Annotated in this window: 17 protein-coding genes and 1 pseudogene; 6 read left to right on the top strand and 12 right to left on the bottom strand. The window is 61.2% G+C overall.

Annotation, left to right across the window (positions count from 1 at the left end; all coding sequences use genetic code 11):
• Positions 1 to 10: 10 nt before the first annotated feature.
• Positions 11 to 1,510, bottom strand: coding sequence for a serine hydrolase domain-containing protein (locus NQL71_RS29920; RefSeq protein WP_166621559.1), 1,500 nt, complete (start codon positions 1,508 to 1,510; stop codon positions 11 to 13).
• A 193-nt stretch (positions 1,511 to 1,703) separates the two neighbouring features.
• Here NQL71_RS29920 and NQL71_RS29925 point away from each other — a divergent pair, with 193 nt between their 5' ends.
• Positions 1,704 to 2,582, top strand: coding sequence for a GntR family transcriptional regulator (locus NQL71_RS29925; RefSeq protein WP_274643815.1), 879 nt, complete (start codon positions 1,704 to 1,706; stop codon positions 2,580 to 2,582).
• Between the two features lie 896 nt (positions 2,583 to 3,478).
• Here NQL71_RS29925 and NQL71_RS29930 read toward each other — a convergent pair.
• The 7 genes and pseudogenes from NQL71_RS29930 to NQL71_RS36930 form a co-directional block, all read right to left on the bottom strand.
• On the bottom strand, positions 3,479 to 4,762 hold the full coding sequence (locus tag NQL71_RS29930; protein WP_166622140.1) for an OprD family porin: 1,284 nt from the start codon (positions 4,760 to 4,762) through the stop codon (positions 3,479 to 3,481).
• Between the two features lie 114 nt (positions 4,763 to 4,876).
• Positions 4,877 to 6,508: a dipeptide ABC transporter ATP-binding protein gene (locus NQL71_RS29935; RefSeq protein WP_274643816.1), complete on the bottom strand. Its 1,632-nt coding sequence runs from the start codon at positions 6,506 to 6,508 to the stop codon at positions 4,877 to 4,879.
• Positions 6,509 to 6,510: 2 nt separating this feature from the next.
• A complete protein-coding gene (locus NQL71_RS29940) occupies positions 6,511 to 7,386 on the bottom strand; it encodes an ABC transporter permease (protein ID WP_166622138.1) in 876 nt (291 codons plus the stop codon).
• Positions 7,383 to 8,324 (bottom strand): ABC transporter permease, encoded by a 942-nt coding sequence (locus NQL71_RS29945; RefSeq protein WP_046818748.1) that lies wholly within the window; start codon positions 8,322 to 8,324, stop codon positions 7,383 to 7,385. Before NQL71_RS29945 ends, NQL71_RS29940 begins: the two co-directional genes overlap by 4 nt.
• A 14-nt stretch (positions 8,325 to 8,338) precedes the next feature.
• Entirely contained in the window at positions 8,339 to 9,913 is a 1,575-nt protein-coding gene (locus NQL71_RS29950; protein ID WP_425520700.1) for an ABC transporter substrate-binding protein, read from the bottom strand.
• 354 nt (positions 9,914 to 10,267) lie between these two features.
• Positions 10,268 to 11,131: a methyl-accepting chemotaxis protein gene (locus NQL71_RS36925; RefSeq protein WP_425520701.1), complete on the bottom strand. Its 864-nt coding sequence runs from the start codon at positions 11,129 to 11,131 to the stop codon at positions 10,268 to 10,270.
• Positions 11,126 to 12,073: pseudogene (locus NQL71_RS36930) on the bottom strand (MCP four helix bundle domain-containing protein); the annotation flags it as partial. The gene NQL71_RS36925 and the pseudogene NQL71_RS36930, both read right to left, overlap by 6 nt.
• A 227-nt stretch (positions 12,074 to 12,300) precedes the next feature.
• Between NQL71_RS36930 and NQL71_RS29960 the strand changes: the two are divergent.
• Complete coding sequence (locus NQL71_RS29960) at positions 12,301 to 12,732, top strand: nuclear transport factor 2 family protein (protein ID WP_274643817.1); 432 nt, start codon at positions 12,301 to 12,303, stop codon at positions 12,730 to 12,732.
• Positions 12,733 to 12,822: 90 nt separating this feature from the next.
• On the opposite strand, the gene NQL71_RS29965 is transcribed toward NQL71_RS29960, so the two are convergent.
• The 3 genes from NQL71_RS29965 to nirB are packed head-to-tail and all read right to left on the bottom strand — an operon-like array spanning position 12,823 to position 16,230.
• A complete protein-coding gene (locus NQL71_RS29965; RefSeq protein ID WP_274643818.1) occupies positions 12,823 to 13,263 on the bottom strand; it encodes a CBS domain-containing protein in 441 nt (146 codons plus the stop codon).
• Between the two features lie 31 nt (positions 13,264 to 13,294).
• Positions 13,295 to 13,669, bottom strand: a complete 375-nt coding sequence (nirD, locus tag NQL71_RS29970; RefSeq protein ID WP_046818745.1) for a nitrite reductase small subunit NirD — start codon at positions 13,667 to 13,669, stop codon at positions 13,295 to 13,297.
• Positions 13,669 to 16,230: a nitrite reductase large subunit NirB gene (nirB, locus tag NQL71_RS29975; RefSeq protein WP_077186100.1), complete on the bottom strand. Its 2,562-nt coding sequence runs from the start codon at positions 16,228 to 16,230 to the stop codon at positions 13,669 to 13,671. Before nirB ends, nirD begins: the two co-directional genes overlap by 1 nt.
• Positions 16,231 to 16,990: 760 nt before the next feature.
• Between nirB and NQL71_RS29980 the strand changes: the two genes are divergently transcribed.
• On the top strand, positions 16,991 to 17,347 hold the full coding sequence (locus NQL71_RS29980) for a DUF6124 family protein (protein WP_046818743.1): 357 nt from the start codon (positions 16,991 to 16,993) through the stop codon (positions 17,345 to 17,347).
• A gap of 102 nt (positions 17,348 to 17,449) precedes the next feature.
• Here the strand turns inward: NQL71_RS29980 and NQL71_RS29985 are convergent, their stop codons facing one another.
• On the bottom strand, positions 17,450 to 17,650 hold the full coding sequence (locus NQL71_RS29985) for a YbdD/YjiX family protein (RefSeq protein WP_077186099.1): 201 nt from the start codon (positions 17,648 to 17,650) through the stop codon (positions 17,450 to 17,452).
• 242 nt (positions 17,651 to 17,892) lie between these two features.
• Here NQL71_RS29985 and NQL71_RS29990 point away from each other — a divergent pair, with 242 nt between their 5' ends.
• Genes NQL71_RS29990 through msrA form a run of 3 tightly spaced genes read left to right on the top strand, consistent with a single transcriptional unit; the run spans position 17,893 to position 19,575 of the window.
• The gene (locus tag NQL71_RS29990) at positions 17,893 to 18,498 is read left to right on the top strand and encodes an SCO family protein (RefSeq protein WP_046818741.1); all 606 of its coding nucleotides are present in this window, start codon (positions 17,893 to 17,895) and stop codon (positions 18,496 to 18,498) included.
• The gene (locus NQL71_RS29995; RefSeq protein WP_274643819.1) at positions 18,498 to 19,016 is read left to right on the top strand and encodes a copper chaperone PCu(A)C; all 519 of its coding nucleotides are present in this window, start codon (positions 18,498 to 18,500) and stop codon (positions 19,014 to 19,016) included. Before NQL71_RS29990 ends, NQL71_RS29995 begins: the two co-directional genes overlap by 1 nt.
• A 52-nt stretch (positions 19,017 to 19,068) precedes the next feature.
• On the top strand, positions 19,069 to 19,575 hold the full coding sequence (gene msrA, locus NQL71_RS30000; protein ID WP_077186098.1) for a peptide-methionine (S)-S-oxide reductase MsrA: 507 nt from the start codon (positions 19,069 to 19,071) through the stop codon (positions 19,573 to 19,575).
• The last annotated feature ends 532 nt before the right edge of the window (positions 19,576 to 20,107 follow it).

The raw sequence follows: 20,107 nt of genomic DNA on the forward strand, positions 1-20,107 counted from the left end.
TTAATCAGGTTCAGATCCGGGTACCGATCAGGGTCGGGCGTTGCATCGATCCGGCATTGGTGTTGACGCCGCGATCGAACAGCAACCGGCCCTCCTGCAAGCGGCAGCTGACGTGATCGCCGAAGGTAGTTTCGACAAAGCGCCAGTCCATCTGCAGCACCCCTTCTGCGCTCCACCGGCCCTGGGCAATGACGGGTGTCCGTTCCGGTTGATATTGGTGATGCAGGTAGTTGCCGGTGATGCTGGTCTGCGATTCGACGGGCTGCTGGAGTCCGACCCGCACGCTGTGCCGCCCACGGTGGTCGACCAGGCTGAAGTCGCAGTAGTCATCGCGAAAATCAAAACCCACCTCCAGCACGCCGTCTTCGTTCGGCTCAACCGCGAATCGCCCCTGCAGCGCGGCAGCGTTGGGAGAGGTGCTCAAGCCTTGCAGCGTCGGCAGGCGCAGGTCATCGATCAAGGCATCCAGTTGCCCCTGGCTGGTTTGTGGATCAACCGCCTGACGCCCCAGTGCCGGGAACAAGTGCTCCCAGATCGCGGCTTTCAAGCGTCGCTCACCCAGACGCAGGCCGCAGGTGAAGGCGATGACCGTGTCCTGGTCCGGCAGCACCATGCAGTATTGACCGAAGACGCCGGAAGCGTAGTACCCGCCATGCAGGGTCATCCACCACTGGTAGCCGTAGCCTTCACGTTGCGCCTCGGCGTTGCTGTCCTTGTTGCGTGGCAGGTACTGCTTGCCGTCGAAATCCCCCATCCAAACGTCTTCGACTTGATTGCGGGTGGCCTCGGCGATCCACTGCGCGGACAGCAACTGGCGCCCTTGCCACTGGCCGCGGTTCAGGTGCAGTACACCGAATTTCAACGAGTCTTCCGTGGTGCAGCTCAAGCCGTTGCCGCCAGAGTTGAAGCCGCCGGGGGCCAGGTCCCATTCCAGCTTGTCCATGCCGAGAAAATCCAGGACTCGCTGCTGCAGCAAAGCGTGCAGGGTTTGCCCGCTGACCTGGGTGACGATCGCCGACAGCATGAAGCTTGAAGCGCTGCTGTAGATGAAGTCCTTTCCCGGCGGCACAACGACCGGCTCATGCAGGAAAGCTTCGACCCAACTGGTTTCCAGGTTGCGCCAGTCGCCACCGGAAATGCCCCGTTGATGGCCGGTGCGCATGGTCAACAGGTCTTCCACGGTCATGGCCGCCAGATTCGCACTGATGTCTTGCGGGCACAGCTCGGGGAAAAAGCTGACCACTTTGTCATCGAGGCTCAGGCGACCGTCATCGATCAACAGACCCACTGCGGCGGCGGTCCAGCTTTTGGTCGCCGAATGCTGCACGTGCATGCGGTGCGCCGCGTACGGTCGCCAGAACGCTTCTGCAACCACCGCGCCCTGGCGATAGAGCATGAAGCTGTGCAGCTCGAGTCCGGCGCTGCCGACGGCCGACAGGAAATCGACGATGCCGCGGGGGTCGACGCCGCGCTCGTGGGGCAAGGCCCTGGGCAGAGGTACGTAGCTCATAACGGTGCATCCTCACAAATTGCCATTGTCTTTCCTGGCAATGTTTTTATATAACAAATAATACACATATTGTTTCTTAAGACGCTGCATGAATGTATTTGCACGGCCTATAATTCAGTGTCCGGGCGCATCGAAGCTTTCCGGTCTTTTCGGGTATCCTTCCCTCCCCCTGTCACAGGAACGACAACGCGCCATGGCTCAACTCACCTCGCTGCAGACCAAAGTCGCCGGCCAGATCCTTTCCGCCATTCAGTCCGGCGACCTGCAACCCGGTACCCACCTCAAGGAAGTGGAACTGAGTCAACGGCTGGGCGTGTCGCGCTCGCCGATCCGCAGCGCCCTGTCGTACCTGGCCGAACAACAACTGATCGAGCCGCTGCCGCAACAGGGCTTTCGCGTACCGCTGCAAACCTCTGCGGTGTTGCCGCAACAGTTCGATGAGTTGCACAACGAAGAAGACGAGCTTTACACCCGGCTGATCGACGACCGGCTGAATCAGGTCTTGCCCGACCAGATCTCCGAGAGCGATCTGTTGCGCCGCTACGGTGCCGGCAAAAGCGTGCTGCGCCGTTGCCTGCTGCGGCTCTCCGATGAGGGTGTGATGCAGCGCAAGCACGGTCACGGCTGGATGTTCCTGCCGACCCTGAGCAGCCCCCAGACGCGCTTCGAAAGCTATCGTTTTCGCATGCTGGTCGAGCCTGCCGGCCTGCTCGAGCCCACCTTCAAGATCAACGCCGAGCAATTTCGGCGCTGCCGCGAGCGTCAGCTCGAGTTGCTGGAAGGCCCGGTCGACGGCCAGCGGTTTTTCGAATGCAACGCCGAGTTTCATGAGCTGTTGGCGGCGGCCTCCGGCAATACCTACATCCTGCAGGTGATCCAGCAGCAGAACCGGTTGCGGCGCCTGACCGAGTTTCATTCGGCGAGTAACGTGGAGCGGGTCAAGGTTTCCTGCCGGGAGCACCTGGCGATTCTTGATGCGCTGGAACAGGGGGATAACGAATGGGCTTCGACCCTGTTGCATCGGCACCTGGAGGTGGCTAGCAAGATGGGGGTGGCGCGGAACAAGGGGTGATGGGCACGGTGTTTGACCGTGTACATATCCGTTGCTGCGGTAACGGCCGCCTATGGTTTCGCTCTTACAGCGAGTCACTTGGAAAAACGGAACGCCGCCCGGCCCCAAGTAACCAAGGGCTCTTGCCCCTGGCGTTCGGTGCCTCGCTAAGGCTCGGCATACCCTCGAGGGGGCAAGAAAATCAAAAGCCAAAACAAAAGCATGGCGGCCTACGATCTGACCTGATCCCAAACGATCGCATGATCGTTCCCACGCTCCGCGTGGGAATGCCGCCTGGCACGCTCTGCGTCCCGCTGTCGACACCGGCGCACTGGTGACGCGGAGCGTCACGGGATGCATTCCCACGCAGAGCATGGGAACGATCAATATCAAGCGATCGCATCCCCCTGCTGGAGCTGCCGCAGGCTGCGATCTTTTGATCTTGCTGTTGCTTGGCTTTTGATCTTGATCTACCCGCCCCATTCCCAGAGGCCGAACGCAGGCGTTGCGCAGTGGGCATCCCGGCATGGATGCCGGGATAGCCGCCCTCGGCCATGGATGGCCGATGGCGGCGGGCCCACGGAGCAATGCCGGAGTGAGGGAACCCCGAGCCCCAGCGAGGGGCCGAATGGTGGGGCAAGACCTTTTGGTTCCTTTTGGGGCGTTTGCCAAAAGGGACTCGCCGTAAGGGCGAAACCATAGGCGGCCGTTACCGCAGGAATGGATATGTACTCCATCAACAAATAATAGGTCGGCTATAAGGCCGCCTTCGCTGGCAGGCCAGCTCCCACAGTTTGATTGGCGTATATCTGCAGGAGATTTATTGGCTATAAGGCCGCCATCGCCAGCAAGCCGGCTCCCATAGTTTGGTCGCAGCCAGCGCCCAAATCTGACTGGCGTACACATAAGCGAATTCATCACCAAAGCGCCACGGTATAACCAAGAATCACCCGGTTTTCGTTCATGTCACGCAGGTAATTGGCCTTGCTAAAGCCATTGCGCCAGCGCATCGAAACCCCCTTGAGCGCCCCTGACTGGAACACGTACCCCAGGTCGATATCCCGTTCCCACTCCCGCCCCTCACCAGCAAACCCCAACACCTGCGCCTGATCGCCCTTGGCCCAACGTGTCGAGAACGTCAGCCCCGGAACACCCACTACCGCAAAATCAAAGTCGTACCGCGCATGCCAGACTCGCTCATTGGTCTGGGAGAAGTTGCTCAGCTGGTACTCCGAAAACAGGAAGGTGTTGGTGCCATCGACATAGGTGAACGGCGTGTCGCCATACTGCTCCTGATAACCGCCGCCCAGGCTGTGCCCCTTGTAGCTGTAGGCCATGCGCGTACTCAGCGCGCGGTTGTCGACTTTACCCGCCAGGCCCGCCCCGGCCTTGTCCGCATCGAAGTAGCGGATATCGCTTTTCAGCGTGCCGCCGCCGAGGGCGAAGCTGTTTTTCAGGCCTACGTAGTGCTGCTGATAGATGTCTTCCAGCTGCGCGAAGTGATACGTCAGGACCAGGTTCGGCATGAGCTTGTAATCGCCACCCATGAAACGAAACTGATCACTTTTGACCGAGCTTTTGTAGGCACCGCTCTGACTGGTCAGCCCCATGTCCTGGTAGTCGGTGGACTCGCGTTGCTTGGTCCGGTCGATCTGGCCACCGGTCAGGCTCAGGTCCTTGATGTCGGCGGACGTCACCTGGGTACCACGGAAACTCTGCGGGAACAGCCGGCTGGTATTGGGCTGCAGCGTTGGCAGGTCCGGCAGCAGATAGCCGCTGCGCAACTCGCTTTTGCCCAGGCGCATTTTTCCGGTCACACCCAGCTTGGAATATTCGTCGTGCGCACGCTTGGCGTAACTCGGTTTGCCCGGCTCGGCCTCGTTATCCCGCGACAACAGGCCGGACCCCGAGCGATCGGGACTGGAGTCGAGTTTCAAACCGAGCATGCCGACCGCGTCGACACCAAAACCGAGCGTGCCGTCGGTGAATCCCGACTTGAGGTTGAGAATGAAACCCTGGGCCCATTCCTCGCGCTTTGACTGCCCGGCGTCCTCACGGTAATCGCGATTGAAGTAGTAGTTCTTCAGTTCCAGATCGGCCTTGCTGTCCTTGATGAAATCGGCCTGGGCCTGGGCGCTCAACAGGCCCCCGCCCATCAGGCTGACACCGGTCATGATCAGGTTCAGATTGTTGTTGCTCATTGCTTGGCTCCTGGCAGTCGTCGTGAGTGAGTAGGTCTTATTGTTTTTCGGACATGACTTGCCCCTCCGCGCCGGTTTCGGGACAGGCGCGCGGGGTGCAATCAGGGGGTTAGATCAAACGCTGACCGGTCGTATTCGGTAGCCGCCATCAGCGAGTTTTTCCAGCGGGCTGGCCGCCGCCAGCAACTGCCGCGTATAGGGGTGCTGTGGAGAGTCGAAGACCTGGTCGCGCCCGCCGACTTCCACCACTTCGCCCTGGTGCATCACCGCCACCCGGTGGGCAATTCGCTCAACGGCCGCCAGGTCATGTGAGATGAACAAACAGGCAAAGCCGTACTGCGCCTGCAAGCGCTCGAACAGTTCGAGAATCTGCTTCTGGATGGTCATGTCCAGCGCGGAGATCGGTTCGTCGGCGATCACCAGTTGCGGATGGCGCACCAGGGCACGGCCAATGGCGACACGCTGGCGCTGGCCGCCCGACAGTTGATGGGGAAACCGATCGACGAACTGCTCGCCCAGGCCCACGTCGCGCAATGTCTGTGCGACCCGCTCACTGAGTTGGACGGTGTTCAGGCCCGGCTCATGACGCAAAGGCTCGGCCAGGATCTCGCCGATTTTCATCCGCGGATTGAGCGACGAATACGGGTCCTGGAAGATCATCTGGCATTGCAGCCGATGAGTTCGGTTGGCGGCCTTGAGAATGTCCACGCCCTTGAAGCGGATCGCACCGGCACAGGGTTTGATCAAGCCCACCAGCGAACGGCCAAGGGTGGTCTTGCCCGAGCCGCTGCCGCCCACCAGCGCCAGGGTTTCCCCCGGCGAAATGGCCAGGCTGGCCGAATGCACCACGCGCTTGTACTGGCGTTTGCCCCAGAACGATGGCGGCCCGGGATGCTCGATGCACACCTGATCGACTTCCACCAAAGGACCGTTGCTCGCCGGCAGCGCCGCCAGCTGGCCCCGCCGGGGCAAGGCTTCCAGCAACTGCCGGGTGTACTCGGCCTTCGGCGCCAGGAGGATGTCATTGATTGTGCCCTGCTCCACCGACTTGCCGTGACGCATCACCACCACTTTATGGGCATAGCGCGCCACCAGCGACAGGTCATGGCTGATGAACAGGATCGCCGTGCCCTGTTCGCGGGTCAGCTCCAGCATCAGCTCGATCACGTCCAGTTGGGCCAGGCAATCGAGCGCGGTGGTCGGCTCATCGGCGATCAGCAGCGCCGGACGCAACAGCATCACCGACGCCAGCATGATCCGTTGGCGCATGCCACCGGAGAACTGATGCGGATAGGCTTGCAGGCAGCGCTCGGCGTCCTTGATGCCGATGCGCCGCAACATGGTCAGGCAACGCTCGCGGATTTGCCCGGCGTCCAGGTCGGTATGCAGTTGCAGCGCTTCGCTCATCTGCTGGCCGATCTTCAACGCCGGATTGAGTGACACCATCGGCTCCTGGAACACCATGCCGATGCTCGCACCACGTATGGCCCGCAACCCGGCGGTGTCTGTGGTCACCAGGTCGCGGCCCTGGAAATCCAGGCGACCGCCGCAGACTTGCATCGGTGGCGGCAACAAGCCGATCGCTGCCCGGGCGGCCATGGTCTTGCCGCTGCCGGACTCGCCGACCAGTGCGACGATCTCGCCAGGTGCGACACTGAAACTCAGGTCATCGACCGCCAGTGGGCCATCGTCGCCCACGCGGATCTTCAGGTTTTCCACGCTCAACAACAGATTGGTGGATGGCATGCTCATTTCCTCATCCGCGGGTCGAGACGATCGCGCAGGGCATCGCCGAACAGATTGATGGCCAACAGCGCCAGGCAGATGAACAGCCCCGGGAAGATCCCCAGCCAGCTGGCCGATGCGATGTAGGGCCGGCTGCTGGCAAGCATGTTGCCCCAGGTCGCGGCGGGTGGCGGCACACCCAGGCCAAGGAAGCTCAGGGCGCTTTCCGAGAGCAGGGCCCAGCCGAACATGCTGGTGGCCAGCACACAGAGCGGCGCCAGACAGTTCGGCGCGATATGCCGCAGCATCGTGTACAGCTCAGAGTTGCCGATGACCCGCGATGCTTCGATGTATTCCAGTTCGCGCAACGACAACACCGTACCGCGTACCACGCGCACCACCGATGGCGTGTAGGCGATGCCCAGGGCGAGGACGATCCCGTATTTGCTCGCACCAATGATCGCCATGATGCCCAGGGCCATGAGAATCCCGGGAAATGCCAGCAACGCGTCGTTGAACATCATCAGCAAACGGTCGGTCCAGCCGCGCAGGTAACCGGCGAGCATGCCGATCAGGGTGCCGGCAACCACCGCGACCGTGACGGTCAGCAGGCTGATCCACAGGCTGGTGCGAGCGCCGATCAACAACCGGCTGAACACATCGCGACCAAACTCATCGGTGCCCAGCCAATGCATCGCGGACGGCCCTTGCAGACGCGACAACAGATCGATGCGCAGCGGGTCGAACGGTGTCCAGACCAGACCGAGCAAGGCCAGGCCAATCAGCACCAGCAACAGGCTGCCACCGATCATTGCGTTGGCCGCAGGCCACGCCCGGCGTCGCTTGGCAGGTGGGCTCGCCACGCCGACGAAGGGCGCCACAGGGATATTCGAACTCATAACTTCACCCTTGGATCGAACAGTGGGTAGAGCAGATCCACACAAAGGTTGACCAGCACATAGATGAAGGTGATCAGCAGCAGGCACCCCTGCAGCACCGGGTAGTCGCGGGCGAAAATCGCATCCACCATCAGCCGGCCGATGCCTGGCAGGGTGAACACGGTTTCCAGCACCGCAATCCCGCCCAACAGGTTGCCGAGGATCAGCCCCACCAGGGTCCAGGTCGGCGCAAAGGCATTGGGCAAGGCATGGCGCCACAACACCGCCCGTTCGGACAGCCCCTTGGCCCGGGCATGGGCGATGTATTCCAGGCGCAACACCTCAATGGTGCTGGCCCGGGCCATGCGGGTAATCGCACCCAGTTCCACCAGCGTCAGGGTGATCACCGGCAGCACCAGGAAGCTCATGGCTTGCCATGGCGCCTGGGCAAAGCTCACGTAACCCACCACCGGCAGCCAGCCGAGCTTGATGCCAAAGGCATGCAGCAACAGCAGGCCGAGCCAGAAGCTGGGAATCGACAACAGCAACGTCGCGGTGGTCACCAGCCCCAGGTCCAGGGCGCTGTTCTGTTTCCAGGCGGCGATCAGCCCGACCGGCACCGCAATCAGCGTGGCCAGGAACACCGCCATCAGCACGATGATGGCGCTGACGCTGAAGCGCTCCAGAATCAGTGGCAACACCGCTTGTCTGGTGCTGATGGAGAAACCCAGGTCACCACTGAGCACGGCCTTGAACCAGATCAGGAACTGGGTCACCAACGAATGGTCCAGGCCCAGACTGCCGCGCATCTCGGCCAGGCTCTGCGGGTCGGCCATGTCGCCGAGCATCAACAGCGCCGGATCGCCGGGAATCAGGCGGATCAACGCAAACACCATCACCGAAATCAGCAACAGGGTCGGTATCGCCATCCCGAGTTTTTGCAGGATAAAACGCAACATGATCAGGCTCCGCGTTACTGGGCTGCGAGGCTGACGCCCCACAGTCGCGGCTTGGCCACCGGCCAGGAGTGGTAACCACGGACGCTGTCGCGCAGCCCACCGATGATGGTGCCGTTGTAGATGATCACCATCGGCGTGTCCTCGATCATCATGCGGTGCAACTGATCGAACAGCGCCTGGCGCTTACCGGTATCGCTCTGGCGCACCGCATCACGCAGCAATGCCTGGGCTTGCGGGTTATCCCAGACTTTACGCGGTTCCTTGGTCTTGTCGCCCATCAGCGAATCGAAGCCCAGCGCCGGGTCCAGGCGCGAGGAATAGGAGAACGACATCATCTGGTAGTTACCGCTCTGGTAACGCTCCAGTTGCGTACCCCACTCCAGGGTTTCCATCTCGATGTTCAAGCCGGTGGCCTGGGCCATGGCCTGGCTCAACACGCCCATGTCGAACATCTGCTGATAACGTTTGTTGACGATCATCTTGATCGGCTGGCCGTGGTAACCGGCCTCCTTCAACAGGCGCTGGGCCTCCTGCGGGTCGTACTGGTAGCCCTGTTTCGCTGTGGTGTCGTAGAAGGCGCTGGTTTGCGGAATCGCCGAGTTGTTGGGCTCGGACAAGCCGTTGGACAAGGCAGTGACCATTTGCCCGTAATCCAGCGAATGGGCGATGGCCTGGCGGATGCGCACGTCCTTGAGCAAGGGGTCGTTGGTCTGGAACAGCAGGCCGCAGATCGCCATGATCGGGCTGACCGACACCTGGATACCCGGCTGTGTCTTGAGTTCCTGGGCGTCGCTGGCGGTCACGTCCGGAAGCAGGTCGACGTTGTTCGACAACAGGGCCGCCTTGGCCGAGGACGCATCGGGAATGATCATGAAGCGCACGGTGTCGACCAGCGCCTGCTTCTTGCCGGTGAATCCATCCGGACCGGCATCGTCACGGGCGCTGTAATCCTTGAAGCGCGCCAACTCCACCGACTGGCCGGGCTTCCATTGCGCGAGGGTGAACGGACCGGTGCCGATCGGCGCCTTCCAGCGCCCGTCCGCCGCGACCGAGTCCGGATGCAGGATGCCGCCACCGCCGCAATCGGGCCGGGCCATGGACGCCAGGAACAGACCGCTGGGCTGGTCGAGCTCGAACACCACGGTGAGCGGGTCCGGGGTGGTGATGCGGGTGATCTTCGCCCCGCCGCGACCATCGAACTCCGCCAGGCAGCGCCACTGCGTCTGCGGGTTGAGGTAGTGCGACCAGGTCCACTTGACGTCGGCGGCGGTCAAGGTCGCGCCGTTGTGAAAGCGCACCCCTTCGCGCAGTTTGAAGGTGTAGGTCAGGCCATCGTCGGAAACCTGGACCTCCCTGGCCAGCAGCGGGCCGACGGACGCATCCTCACGATGGGCCACCAGGCCTTCGACGATGTGCAGCATGACGGTATCAGTATTTTCGTCGCGGTTGACGCCGGGCTCGGTGCTGCGGATGTCGGCATTGAGGCCCACACGCAACAGAGTGTCGGCCTGGGCCATGGCGGCACCGAGCGCGACCACGCCGAGCGCTTGCAGGGTGACGCAAAGAGATCTGTTCAGTAAGCGATTCACGGGAGATGTTCTCCTTCGCTGAAAGGTCCGGCCAGGGGCAGAGCCGGTTTCAACCTGTGTTTATGTCGTTTTTGTTATGGCCTGACCTTGGTCAGCGCCGCATGCGATTGTGTTTTTTTAAATTCGCACGGACATATTCACAGCATGAAGATCGCATTGCAATGTTTTTTTCACCACATAAAAACATTGGTTTGTTTTTCGGTCGAACAGTGATCCTCCGGAAAATACTGTTGTCAGGGCAGACGCCATCGCGAGCAGGCTCGCTCCCACAGTGGTCCGGCGTACACCAGACAATGTGGGAGCGAGCCTGCTCGCGATGAGGCCCTCAAAGGCAGCGAAAAATGCAGGGAGGTATCAAAGCCGAAAACGATCCACCGACTGCGACAACTGCCCCGCCAGGCTCGACAGCTCATCGGTGGTCGAAGCCGTCTGCCCGATCACCTTGCTGTTGCCTTCGGACATGCCGGCAATCATCTCCACCTGATGGGCGATTTCATTGCTGGCCAGGCTCTGCTCGCCGATAGTGCGGCTGATGTCGTTGACCAGTTGCGTGGTGTTGAGCGTGGCCTCGAGGATCTCCCGGATGGCGCGCTCGACGTCGGCGGTCACGGCCATGCCCTTGTCGACCTGGGCGACGCCCTCCTCCATGCTGATCACCGCCTCGCGGGTGCTCTGCTGGATGCGCGAGACCATGCCGGCGATTTCCTGGGTCGAAGCGCTGGTGCGGCCTGCCAGGCTGCGCACCTCGTCGGCCACCACGGCAAAACCACGCCCCTGCTCCCCGGCGCGGGCGGCCTCGATGGCAGCGTTGAGCGCCAGCAGGTTGGTCTGGTCGGCGATGCCCTTGATCACCTGGATGATGCTGAAGATCCCTTCGGATTCCTTGTCCAGCGTGCGAATCACCTGCGCCGACTGCTGCGCCGAACGGGCGATGCCGTCCATGTCGTTGACCACCTGATGGATCACCCGTCCGCCATCCTTGGCCAGCGCCTCGGCCTGGTTGGCCATGTCCAGCGCCCGCCCGGCATGGCGGGTGATTTCCTCGATGCTCGCGGTCATTTCGCTGGCGGCGGCGGCCATGGTGCTGGCGGCAGCGCTTTGCTGCTGGCTGCTGCCGGCCACTTCGTGACAGCCATTGCTCAGGCGCGTGCTCATGCCGCTGACGCCATGGGCATTGGTGCGCACCGCTTCGATCATGCCGCGCAAATCACGCTGCATGGTCGCCAGGCTGCGAATCAACAAGCTGGCTTCGTCGGTGCGGGTCGGCTCGACAATGGGCTCGCTCAAGTTGCCATGGGCGATGCTCTCGGCAATGCGGCTGGCCGTGCGCAACGGCCCCATGATGCTCAGGATCACCCAACGTCCCTGGGCCAGCAGCAACAACAGGCTGACGATGAGCACCGCGCCCAGGGCCAGGTTGGCATTACTGAGCGCCTGGCGGGTGCCTGCGCTGGTCTGTTGGGTGTTGCTTTCAATCAGCTCGCTGAGGCCGGCCATCTGGTCTTCCAGTTGGCTGAACACGCTGTTGAAAGTGCCGAGTTCTTTTTGCGCGGCCTCGGGATTTTCCAGGGCCATACCAGCAATGCGCTCGGCCGTACCGATGTAAGTGTCGAGGCTGGGCTTGATCTTGTTCAGCGCGGTCTTGAGGGTGTCGTTGACCGGCAGCTCGAGGTTGTCGCCAAGCACTTGCCGAAAGTGCGCCGCGTGCTCTTCGATGGACGTGCGCACCTCGGCCTTGCTGCTGGTGCTTTTACCCAGCCCGACCAACATCGCCGACAACACGTCGGCGCGCAACGCGTCGTGCATCATGTCGGCTTCCATGTGGTTGCGCAGCACGCTCATGCCAACCTCGTTGTCCTGCACCGCATCCGCCATCCGGGCAGTCCCCAGGTAGCCGACCAGGCCCATGATCAACGCGGTGAGCAACCCCGTCCCGATCAGCAACAGTAAACGCAGTTTTATGGACACGCTGTGGTTCCTCTTCTGGCACGTATGTCGTTGGCCGACGGCCACCGCGAATTGGGCATCTGAAGAGGTTATCGACGGGTCCTGGCGCGAATTGAAGGCTATCGCCACTGATTGTGGTTTTTTCGACATGCGGTAGGTAACGCGGCTTTTTCTGCAGAATTGCGCAGGGAAACCAGCAGCAGGCTGACGCATGCGCCAGCGACCGCTAGCGCCATATCCCTTTATGAATCCCAAGGGTCGTTTTGCGCGCCGACGAAGGCTTTTGCCCTTGGATTCAAAATCCCGTACCGGCTTTTAATTCGAGATGCCTCCCCGTCACAAGTTCGCTTTTTTCCTTTGCGACATGCTAGGTTGTACGATGACCGATGAGTCGCTCTGTTTTTCCTCGGTCCGAGGCCCCACAACAACAAGGAAACATCATGAAAAAAGCAAAGGTCCTGCTTGGATTTCTGTGCCTGTTCAGCGGCTACGTTGCCGCCACACCGGCTTCCGGGGACAAGGACGTGGCGCAAGCCGTCGACCACCTGACCCAGGCCATGCTGCACAAGGACATTCCGGAACTGAACGCGTTGACGGCGGAAAACCTCACCTACGGCCACTCCAGCGGCAAGATCCAGGACAAGAAAGCCTTCATCGCCGACATCGAAACCGGCAAAAGCACCTTCAAGACCCTTGAGATGCAGAACCAGACCATCACCGTTTCCGGCGATGTCGCGCTGGTGCGCCACCACTTCTCGGCTCAGGCCCTCAAAGGCACCGAGGTGGTCCCGACGGAAATCGAGAATTTCCAGATCTGGCAGAAACACGACGGTAAATGGCTGCTGGTAGGACGACAGGCGTTCAAGTTCTGATGTTTGGCTGATCCAGAAAAAAGGGGGATGAATGAGCGTCTACCCGCCCATCCGTCCCCCATCGTGTTGCCCTGATAAAAACAGCGGGTTTCAATGCCCGCGAATGTAATGTTCAAACTGCCGAATCAGGTCGGCCTGCTCGACAATGGCCTCCTTGACCAGATCGCCAATCGACAGCAACCCGATCAGCTCGCCATTCTCCACCACCGGCAAATGCCGCAAATGGCTGTCAGTCATGACCGCCATGCAATGCTCGATGCTCTGTTGGCTGTCGGCCGTGATCACCGGGGAACTCATGATGGCCCTGACCGGCGTGCCGACGGATGAACGTCCCAGCAGAACCACCTTGCGCGTATAGTCGCGCTCGCTGATCACCCCGACGACCTTGCCCTTGTCGATCACCGGCAACGCGCCGACATTCTTTTCGGCCATTTTCTTCACGGCCTCCAGCACCATGGCGTCCGGCGCGATGCTGTGCACCTGCTGGTTTTCCACGACCTTGAGCTTGAGCAACTGTGCGGCTGTCTTCATGTCCGTCTCCTGCTGTGAATGGCGTGCAACGTCAGGCAACCCCGACTTCCACCACCCCGTCGTTCAACCGCACCGGCCAGACGCGCAAGCGCTGTTGCGGGTACTCCAGGCAACTGCCGTCCTCAAGACGGAAGTGCTGCTTGTAGATAGGCGACGCAACGACCAGGTCGCCCTTGATGCTGCCGACCAGGCCGCGGCCGATGACATTGGCCCCGGATTGCGGGTCATGGTTGTCGATGGCATAGAGGTTTTTACCCGCCATGCCCGGCAGGTAGAACAGCGCCACCTGGGCCCCGTCCAGCCACACCACCACACCTGAATCATTAACCAGGTCCTGTTGGCTGCATACCGATTGCCAGACGGCCGACGTTGCGCTTTCAACGCGTTGGGTATTGGACTGGGTCATCAGATGCTCTCCTCGGTAACAGGGATCAGGTTGAGTTCGGCCGCCATGATCGGCCGGCGCTGGCCGCGCTCCTGGACAAAATGAATGTCCGGATCCGGGCGTTTATCGTTGACGAAGGTGCGGAAGCGCTTGAGCTTTTCCGGGTCCTTGAGGGCGTTTGCCCACTCGCATTCGTAGCGATTGACCACCAGTTGCATCTGCGACTCGAGCTCGGCACCCAGGCCCAGGCTGTCGTGGATGATCACGTCCTTGAGGTAATCCAGGCCGCCTTCCAGGCTTTCGCGCCAGACCGAAGTACGCTGCAACTTGTCGGCGGTGCGGATGTAGAACATCAGGAAACGGTCGATGTAGCGGATCAGGGTCTCATCGTCGAGGTCGGTGGCGAACAACTCGGCATGGCGCGGGCGCATGCCGCCGTTGCCGGCGATGTAGAGGTTCCAGCCCTTCTCGGTGGCGATCACGCCGACGTCCTTGCTTTGTGCTTCGGCGCATTCGCGGGTGCAACCGGACACCGCGAACTTGAGCTTGTGCGGCGAGCGCAGGCCCTTGTAGCGGTCTTCGATGGTCAGGGCCATTTGCACGCTGTCCTGCACGCCATAACGACACCAGGTGCTGCCGACGCAGGACTTCACCGTACGGGTCGACTTGCCATAGGCGTGGCCGGTTTCGAAGCCCGCTTCAATCAGCTCGCTCCAGATGTCCGGCAACTGATGCAACTGGGCGCCGAACAGGTCGATGCGCTGGCCGCCGGTGATTTTGGTGTAGAGGTCGTATTTCTTCGCCACCACGCCGATGGCGATCAGCTTGTCGGCAGTGATCTCGCCACCTGGGATGCGCGGTACCACTGAATAGGTGCCGTTTTTTTGCATGTTGGCCATGAAGGTGTCGTTGGTGTCCTGCAACGGCACCAGCGACGGATCCATGATCGGCTGGTTCCAGCACGACGCCAGGATCGAGCCCACCGCCGGCTTGCACACGTCGCAACCGGTATGACCACGACCATGTTTGGCCAGCAGTTCTTCGAAGCTGATCACCCCTTCCACCCGCACCAGGGCATACAGCTCCTGACGGGTGTAGGCGAAGTGTTCGCACAAGCTCTTGTCGACGCTGACGCCACGGGCAATCAGCTCATGCTCGAAGACTTGCTTGAGCAAGCCTGCGCATCCACCACAGCCGGTGCAGGCCTTGGTCTGCGATTTGAGCAGGCCAAGGTCGGTGCAGCCGCCGTCGATGGCCGAGCAGATGGCACCCTTGGTCACGTTGTGGCAGGAGCAGACCGTGGCGGTTTCCGGCAAGGCGCCAGGGCCGAGGGTCGGCGCGCCTTCGGACGACGGCAGGATCAGCGCAGCCGGCTCGGAGGGTAAGGCAATCGCGTTCTGCATGTATTGCAGCAGCGTGTCGTAGTAGCTGTTGTCGCCGATCAGCACGGCACCCAGTACGTGCTTGCCGCTGGCATCGACGACCAGGCGCCGGTAGCTGGCGCTGGTTTCGTCGATGAACTGATAGCTGCGCGCGCCCGGCGTATTGGCATGGGCATCGCCGATGGAGCCGACGTCGACACCCAGCAGCTTGAGCTTGGTCGACATGTCGGCGCCCTGGAACGGCTCGGCGGCGTCGTCACACAGGCGTGCCGCGACGCTGCGCGCCATCTGGTAGCCTGGCGCGACCAGGCCGAACAAGCTGCCGTTCCACGATGCGCATTCGCCGATGGCGTAGATGTGCGGGTCGCAGCTCAGGCAGGTGTCGTCGATCACAACGCCACCGCGCGGACCGATGTCCAGCGCGCATTGACGGGCCAGCGCGTCCTGGGCGCGGATACCGGCGGAGAACACCACCAGGTCGGTCTCGAGGAATTCGTCGTTGGCGAAATTCATCCGGTAGCGGTACTGCTCGCCAGCACTGATCGATTGCGTGGCGCGGGACAAGTGCACACCGACGCCCAACCGTTCGATCTGCGCCTTGAGCGCCAGCCCACCCAGGTCATCCAGCTGCACCGGCATCAGCCGTGGCGCGAATTCCACCACGTGCGCTTCGAGGCCCAGGCTTTTCAGGGCGTTGGCAGCTTCCAGGCCAAGCAAGCCACCGCCAACCACCACACCGCGCCGGGCATTGGCCGCCGCGGCACGGATTGCATCGAGGTCTTCCAGGGTGCGATAGACCAGGCGCGAATCGCCTTCGGCGCCTTCGATCGGCGGCACAAACGGATAGGAGCCGGTGGCCAGGACCAGTTTGTCGTAGGCTACACAGCCTTGCGCGGTGATCACCTGGCGCCGGGCTCGGTCGATTTCCAGCACCGGCACCCCAAGGTGCAGGGTGACGCCAGGCGTCTGGTACAACGCCGCGTCGCTCAGTGCCAGCGACTCGGCATCGCGACCGGAGAAGTATTCGGACAGATGCACACGGTCGTAGGCACGCATCGGCTCTTCACTGAACACGTGCAAGCGATAGCGGTCGAGCGCGCCGCGCTCGATCAACTGCTCGACACAATGATGTCCGACCATGCCATTGCCGATCACGATCAGCGTTTGCAGCTTGTTCAAACTGGCTACATTGGAATTCATATACGACACCTGCCCAAAGCCCATCACGGTGAAAAAAAGCAAAAAAAAAACGCCTGAAACCTTGCGGTTCCAGGCGTCTTTGCCTGTTCTTTTGCGGTGTTGAAACCAGACGGCCATGCCTGATCCACCGATGTTGCCCACGACCTGTGCGGCCAGTCGATCGTCGTTGACCGAGAGGGCTGCCCATCTTTTTCGGATGGGCTTGAGGGGCGTGTTGCAGTGTTTGTGCCAGATCGTAGAAGGAGACTTCCACGGCCGCGGAAACTGCAGTGCTGGCCGCGAGTTAGGCGTGTTTGTGGAGGATTGAGCGGGTTGGACGGCTGTCGCAGTTTGCCGTGGGGAATTTCGCAAACCGCTTCGCACTGGTGCACGTTGTCAGGCACGGCGCTTTAAAAGTGCATGGAGCGGTCGGTTTAAACATCATCGAAGGGACCTTGTTTAACCGCCCTACAACTCACTTCTTGAAAGCTACAAGACCTTGCGCCGTTGCCTACGGCTACGCCAGAATCCGCCGGCTTGTGCGCCTTGGGGCCGCTCGGTAACTTGATTCGCGTCACTGATTGTCAGTGATCGGGTTTCGCAGCCCGGGTAAATCTCCAGACGCACAACGTACGTGAGCAAACGCTTATGGCAGCTGTGCGTGGGAGGCCTTTGGGCCTGCCGGGTTCCTGGAGTCCTGGTCTGCGAACCCGCGTACAGTTGCCACCCTTTTTCGTTTCGCAGCGAAAGGTGGCAGCTCCAATTCTCCAGGAGTTTCACCATGTTCAAGGTCACACCGAATCCCCCGGACACCGATCCGGCCTCCCCGTACGAGCCCGATTCCAGAAAACTCAACGAAGCCGCCGAACGCGCCCTCGATTACCACTTCCCGTCATCCGCCGACATCAAAGCCACCCCGCGCACACCCTGCTCGCTGTTCTCAGTGAACCCAAAGGCTACGAACGAAACCCTGATGGTTTACCTGGTCGAGACACTGGCCTCGGTGGATGTGATGGTTCATCAGTTGGTGGATCACCTGGACGGTGGCTCGCGTAATGCCCTGCTGGGGATTTCAAACAGTGTGATGCTGGCGGAGATCACGGCGAATCGGGTGCTGGATCAGATTGATCCGCCTTGATGGGTGTTCCGCCCTTCAATAATGCGCTGGTCTTTCGGCCGCCTTCGCTGGCAAGCCAGCTCCTACAGTGGATCGGGGCCATAAGTGGGAAAGTTTGCAGCGTCAGCAACACCGCGTATTACATTTCCCACGCCCAAAACGCGCTTCCTGACGCTCACGGAAAAACGCCTCCCGGCTCATCACCGGCTCGCCCGGATGAGTGATCGCCCGCTGCGCGACATAGTTGTCGTAATCAGGAACACCCACCATCAAACGCGCGCCCTGACTAAGGAAACCGGCGGCCTGCTGCAGTTTACGGATCATGACAATGCTCGCTTCGACACGTTGGAAAGCGCCATGAAATCGCAGGCATGTATCGGCAATGTGTCGGCATCCGGCACATTTGTATCTTCATGTATTTCACCGACCGCGACCTTTTGGCGCATGACCGGCTGGCCGTCGATTGAGCGCCAACGGGCAACAGTTTGTTAACATCCACGCGCTTTTTCTCGTCTGATAGATCAGCCACTGTAGATTTCCAGTCGCTACACAGGATGCTTTTTTCCATGAGTACGTTGTATTCCCGCCGCACGGTCCTGCAAGGCATGAGCCTGCTGAGCCTCGGCCTGCTCGCCGGCTGTGATGACAGCAGCAAGCTGTCGTTCAAGTACGGCAAGGACCTGAGCGACAAGATCATGGGGCGTTCCTTCAAGCTCAAGGACGCCGACGGCGAAACCCGGATGCTCGGCAGCTACCAGGGCCTGATGCCGATGATCTTCTTCGGTTTCACCCAATGCCCGGCCGTCTGCCCGACCACGCTGGCCCGCGCAGCCCAGGCGAAAAAACTGATGGGCCGCGATGGCGAGCGCCTGCAGGTGATCTTCATCACCCTGGATCCGGAGCGCGATACACCCGAGTTGCTCGACAAGTACGTGAAGGCTTTCGACCCGAGTTTCGAAGCGCTGTCCGGCACGCTGGAAGAAACCGCCGCCACCGCCAAGGAGTTCGGCGTATTCTTCGAGAAAGTCCCGAGCGGCGATACCTACACCCTGTCGCACACCGCGACCAGCTTCGTGTTCGACTCCCGTGGCAATTTGCGCCTCGGCCTGTCCGCGTCCCTTACCGCTCAAGAGTGCGCAGAAGACCTGCTCACCGTCATGGAGGTCTGCTGATGACTTTGTTTTGCGCACCCCGTATCAAACAATTGGCCCTGGGCCTGACGCTCATCGGCATGGCCTGGCAGGTGTCCGCGCAAACCCAGGTCAACGACGCCTGGGTCCGGGCAACCGTGGCCGGGCAGCCGTCGAGCGGCGCCTTCATGACCTTGCAGGCCGACACAGACAGCAAGTTGCTCAGCGTGCAGTCGCCCGTGGCGAAGTTGGTGCAGATTCACCAGTCGAGCATGAAAGACGATGTGATGAGCATGCAACAGGTCGAGTCGGTGGCGTTGCCGGCCGGCAAGCCGGTGAATTTCGATCCCCATGGCTACCACATCATGCTCATGGACCTGACGGGCCAGATCAAGGAAGGCGACCGCGTGCCCCTGACCCTGACCGTGGAAAACGCCAAGGGCGAGAAAGAAACGATCAAGGTAGACGCCGAGGCCCGGGCAATGGGTACGATGGATCACGGCAACATGGATCACGGCAACATGGATCACGGCAACATGGATCACAGCAAGATGCATTGAGGGCTGACGGCCTCCCCAACGGAGGCCGCGCTTTGATGGGAGGTGCGTACTGATGACGACGAACACCGAAACCGCCATCCTCGCCGGCGGCTGCTTCTGGGGCATGCAGGATCTGCTGCGGCGCTACCCTGGGGTGGTCGCAACGCGAGTGGGCTACACCGGCGGCGATGTGCCCAATGCAACCTATCGCAACCATGGCTCCCACGCCGAAGCGATCGAAATCGTCTTCGACCCGGAGCAGATCAGCTATCGGCAGATTCTTGAGTTCTTTTTCCAGATCCATGACCCGAGCACCCTCAATCGCCAGGGCAACGACACCGGCATGAGCTATCGCTCGGCGATCTTTTATCTGGATGAAGAGCAAAAGCGCGTGGCCGAGGATACCGTGGCCGACGTTGACGCCTCCGGCCTGTGGCCCGGCAAGGTGGTCACGGAAATAGCGCCCGCCGGACCGTTCTGGGAGGCGGAGCCTGAGCATCAGGATTATCTGGAGCAATTCCCCGACGGCTACACCTGCCATTTCATACGACCGAACTGGACGTTGCCCAGACGCAAATAACTGTAGGAGCCGGCTTGCCGGCGAAGGCGCCCTTGAGTATTGCATCGATCTTTCGGGCCTCTTCGCTGGCAAGCCAGCTCCTACAATGGGTTGCGTAGCGCGTGAGTCCGTGGCCACCACGGACCTGCAGGAGCCCGGCTTGCCGGCGAAGGCGCCCTCGAGTATTGCATCGATCTTTCGGGCCTCTTCGCTGGCAAGCCAGCTCCTACAATGGGTTGCGTAGCGCGTGAGTCCGTGGCCACCGCAGACCTGTAGGAGCCCGGCTTGCCGGCGAAGGCGCCCTCGAGTATTGCATCGATCTTTCGGGCCTCTTCGCTGGCAAGCCAGCTCCTACAATGGGTTGCGTAGCGCGTGAGTCCGTGGCCACCGCGGACCTGTAGGAGCCCGGCTTGCCGGCGAAGGCGCCCTTGAGTATTGCATCGATCTTTCGGGCCTCTTCGCTGGCAAGCCAGCTCCTACAATGGGCTGCGTAGCGCGTGAGTCCGTGGCCACCGCAGACCTGCAGGAGCCCGGCTTGCCGGCGAAGGCGTCC

This window comes from Pseudomonas serbica (assembly GCF_028823535.1).
GTDB lineage: Bacteria > Pseudomonadota > Gammaproteobacteria > Pseudomonadales > Pseudomonadaceae > Aquipseudomonas > Aquipseudomonas serbica.

Bases quoted from the DNA above. Each gene is read 5' to 3' on its own strand.
- NQL71_RS29920 (WP_166621559.1), bottom strand. From the start codon at position 1,510: ATGAGCTACGTACCTCTGCCCAGGGCCTTGCCCCACGAGCGCGGCGTC.
- NQL71_RS29925 (WP_274643815.1), top strand. From the start codon at position 1,704: ATGGCTCAACTCACCTCGCTGCAGACCAAAGTCGCCGGCCAGATCCTT.
- NQL71_RS29930 (WP_166622140.1), bottom strand. From the start codon at position 4,762: ATGAGCAACAACAATCTGAACCTGATCATGACCGGTGTCAGCCTGATG.
- NQL71_RS29935 (WP_274643816.1), bottom strand. From the start codon at position 6,508: ATGCCATCCACCAATCTGTTGTTGAGCGTGGAAAACCTGAAGATCCGC.
- NQL71_RS29940 (WP_166622138.1), bottom strand. From the start codon at position 7,386: ATGAGTTCGAATATCCCTGTGGCGCCCTTCGTCGGCGTGGCGAGCCCA.
- NQL71_RS29945 (WP_046818748.1), bottom strand. From the start codon at position 8,324: ATGTTGCGTTTTATCCTGCAAAAACTCGGGATGGCGATACCGACCCTG.
- NQL71_RS36925 (WP_425520701.1), bottom strand. From the start codon at position 11,131: ATGCAGCGTGATTTGCGCGGCATGATCGAAGCGGTGCGCACCAATGCC.
- NQL71_RS29960 (WP_274643817.1), top strand. From the start codon at position 12,301: ATGAAAAAAGCAAAGGTCCTGCTTGGATTTCTGTGCCTGTTCAGCGGC.
- NQL71_RS29965 (WP_274643818.1), bottom strand. From the start codon at position 13,263: ATGAAGACAGCCGCACAGTTGCTCAAGCTCAAGGTCGTGGAAAACCAG.
- nirD (WP_046818745.1), bottom strand. From the start codon at position 13,669: ATGACCCAGTCCAATACCCAACGCGTTGAAAGCGCAACGTCGGCCGTC.
- nirB (WP_077186100.1), bottom strand. From the start codon at position 16,230: ATGAATTCCAATGTAGCCAGTTTGAACAAGCTGCAAACGCTGATCGTG.
- NQL71_RS29980 (WP_046818743.1), top strand. From the start codon at position 16,991: ATGTTCAAGGTCACACCGAATCCCCCGGACACCGATCCGGCCTCCCCG.
- NQL71_RS29985 (WP_077186099.1), bottom strand. From the start codon at position 17,650: ATGATCCGTAAACTGCAGCAGGCCGCCGGTTTCCTTAGTCAGGGCGCG.
- NQL71_RS29990 (WP_046818741.1), top strand. From the start codon at position 17,893: ATGAGTACGTTGTATTCCCGCCGCACGGTCCTGCAAGGCATGAGCCTG.
- NQL71_RS29995 (WP_274643819.1), top strand. From the start codon at position 18,498: ATGACTTTGTTTTGCGCACCCCGTATCAAACAATTGGCCCTGGGCCTG.
- msrA (WP_077186098.1), top strand. From the start codon at position 19,069: ATGACGACGAACACCGAAACCGCCATCCTCGCCGGCGGCTGCTTCTGG.